This is a genomic window from Nocardia sp. CC201C (assembly GCF_030010695.1).
GTDB lineage: Bacteria > Actinomycetota > Actinomycetes > Mycobacteriales > Mycobacteriaceae > Nocardia > Nocardia otitidiscaviarum.
Genome location: NZ_JASCXP010000589.1, coordinates 1 through 3,306, shown reverse-complemented (window position 1 = coordinate 3,306; position 3,306 = coordinate 1). Strand labels below are relative to the sequence as shown.

The 3,306-nt window shown below is 71.0% G+C and carries 1 protein-coding gene; it reads left to right on the top strand.

Features of this window, described 5'->3' with window-relative positions; genetic code table 11:
• Window positions 1-61: 61 nt before the first annotated feature.
• Window positions 62-3,306, top strand: a 3,245-nt coding sequence (locus QK444_RS34495) for a condensation domain-containing protein (RefSeq protein ID WP_282786200.1), incomplete at its 3' end; no start/stop codon positions are given.

Genomic DNA, 3,306 nt, shown 5'->3' with positions numbered 1-3,306 from the left:
CAGCGCCGCGAACCCGCCCGGAGCGGAGCGGAGGGCAGATATACACAGCCTCGACCTGTCGGTGTACGCCGACGCTCCGGTCACCGATGCCGATCGCCGCGCCCCGCTGCGGTCCGGCAACACCGCGTACGTGATCTTCACCTCCGGTTCGACCGGTCGTCCGAAGGGTGTCGCGGTCTCGCACGCCGCCATCGTCAACCGCCTGGTGTGGATGCAGTACGAGTACCGCATCGGCACCGACGACGTGGTCCTGCAGAAGACGCCGGCCACCTTCGACGTCTCGGTGTGGGAGTTCTTCTGGCCCTTGCAGATCGGCGCCCGCCTGGTGCTGGCCGCGCCGGACGGCCACCGCGATCCGGCCTATCTGACCGAACTCATCGCCCGCGAAGCCATCACCGTCGCCCACTTCGTGCCCTCCATGCTCGCCGTCTTCGTAGCCGCCCTCGACACCACCGACATCAACCCCCCAGCCACTGTCGGGAATGCCCCAGTCACTGACGGCGACGCCCCGGTGGTTCGCGGCGCGTCCCGGTTCTGGACTGAGCGGAGCGGAGGAGCGAAGCGGGGGAGCGGAGGGAGGGAAGAACCGGGACTTTCAGCGCCGCGAACCCCGCCGGAGCGAAGCGGAGGCAATCGAACACAGCGGGGGAGCGGAGGGAGGGAAGAACCGGGACTTCCAGCGCCGCGAACCCGCCGGAGCGAAGCGGAGGCAATCAAACACAGCACCCGCCCGGAGCGAAGCGGAGGGCAAATCAAACACGTGTTCGCTTCCGGTGAGGCGTTGCCGTCCCGGTCCGCGCAGCGGCTGCGGGAGTTGACCGGGGCCCGGCTGCACAATCTGTACGGTCCGACCGAGGCCGCCGTCGACGTCACGTATCACGAGGTCACCGACGCCGACGTCGATACCGTCCCGATCGGTGTTCCCGTGTTCAACACCCAGGTGTATGTGCTGGACGCCCGCCTGCGCCCGGTTCCGGCGGGTGTCGCGGGCGAGCTGTACCTCGCCGGGGACCAGCTCGCCACCGCCTATGTGGCGCGGCCCGATCTGACCTCGGATCGGTTCGTGGCCAACCCGTTCGGCGACGGCGCCCGCATGTACCGCACCGGTGACCTGGTGAGGTGGAATGCCGACGGTGAGCTGGAATACCTGGGACGCACCGACTTCCAGGTGAAGCTGCGCGGTCTGCGCATCGAACTCGGGGAGATCGAAGCCGCCCTGGGCGAGGTGGACGCCGTCACGCAGGCGGTGGTCGTGGTGCGCCGCGATCAGCGCACCGGCGATCAGCTGGTCGCCTACCTCACGGCGGCCGGTGACATCGACCCGCAGCGTGTCAAAGCTGAGGTGGCGCAGCGGCTTCCGGCGTACATGATGCCGAACGCGATCGTGGTGCTGGACGAGCTGCCGCTCAATGCCTCCGGAAAATTGGATCGCGGGGCGCTGCCCGCTCCGTCCTTCGCCGCCGAGGTCTACCGCGCCCCCGTCACCGCGGCGGAGCAGACGGTGGCCGCGGTTTTCGCCGAGGTGCTCGGCCGCGATCGGATCGGCCTGGACGACGACTTCTTCGAGCTCGGCGGCAACTCGCTCATCGCCACCCGCGTGGTGGCCCGGCTCTCGGCGGCGCTCGCGGCCGATATCGAGATGCGGGCGGTCTTCGAGGCTCCCACGGTGGCGGCACTGGCCGCGTACGCCGCCGCCCGGACCGGCACCGCCCGCGATCGTGCGCCGCTGGCTCCGGCTCCGCGGCCGGAACGGATTCCGCTGTCCCCGGCCCAGCAGCGCATCTGGCTGCTGAACCGACTCGAGACCACCGCCGCCGTCTACAACATCCCCCTGGTGGTGCGCCTGTCCGGTGCGCTCGACACCGCCGCGCTCGGAGCGGCCGTGGCCGATGTGGAGGCGCGGCACGAGGTGCTGCGCACCAGCTACCCCGACACCCCGAACGGTCCGGTGCAGCGGATTCGACCGCCGGATGCCGCGGCGAACGACCTGGTCCCGATCGACCTCGTCCCTGTCGACACCGCCCCTACGCGCCTGGCCGACGACATCGCCGCCGTCGTGGCCCCCGGCTTCGACGTCACCACCGATCCGCCGTTGCGGGTGTCGCTGCTGCGGCTGGCCGCCGACGACCACGTGCTGGTCTTCGTCGTCCATCACATCGCCGCCGACGGCTGGTCGCTGGCTCCGCTGGCCCGCGACCTGGTCACCGCCTACACGGCCCGGACCCGCGGCGCGGCTCCGGACTGGACGCCATTGCCGGTGCAGTACGCCGACTACGCCCTCTGGCAGCGCGCCCTGCTCGGCCCGGACGATGATCCCGAATCGCTGGCGGGACGGCAACTCTCGTACTGGCGGCGGCAGTTGGCCGAACTGCCGGAGGAACTGCGGCTGCCCACGGACCGCCCGCGCGGCACCAAGCCGTCCTTCCGCGGGGGCCGGTTCGCCTTCACCGTGGACGCCGAAACCCACGGCGCACTGGCGGAATTGGCGCGCGAGCACAACGCCACCCTCTTCATGGTGGTGCATGCCGCGCTGGCCGTGCTGCTGGCCCGCCTGTCCGCGAGCACCGACATCGCCATCGGCACCCCCGTGGCGGGCCGCGGCGAGGCGGCACTGGACGACCTGGTCGGCATGTTCGTCAACACCCTGGTGCTGCGCACCGACGTGCGCGGCGATGTCACCTTCCACGCCCTGCTGGACTCGGTCCGCGATACCGATATGGCGGCGTTCGCCCATGCCGACCTGCCGTTCGAGCGGCTGGTGGAGGCCGTGCGTCCGGCGCGCGCCGGCGGTCGCCATCCGTTGTTCCAGGTGGCGCTGACCTTCCAGAACTTCGCCGCGACCACCGTCGAGCTGCCCGGTGTCACCATGACCACCCTGGATGCCGCGGGTGACGACACCGCCAGATTCGACCTGTCGGTGGCCCTGCGCGACCGGGTGGCGGCCGCGGGCGCGGCCGCCGGAATCGACGGCGAGATCACCTTCGCTCGTGACCTTTTCGACGACGAAACGGTCGCGACCCTGGTGGACAGATTCCTGCGGCTGCTGGCGGCGGCCGCCGCGCATCCGGAGACGGCGGTGGGCGATCTGCCGCTGCTCTCGGCGGCCGAGCACGCCGCGTTCACCGCCGTGCCCGCCGCGACCCGTGCGGCACTGCTGCCGGAGATCGCGGGCCGCGGCGGCATTCACGGCTACGAGCGGATCGCCGTGTGCGCCGAGGGCGGCGAGATCACCTATCAGCAGTTGCACGAGGTGAGCAATCGCCTGGCCCGGCTGCTGATCTCCCGGGGCGTGGGTCCGGAGCGGCG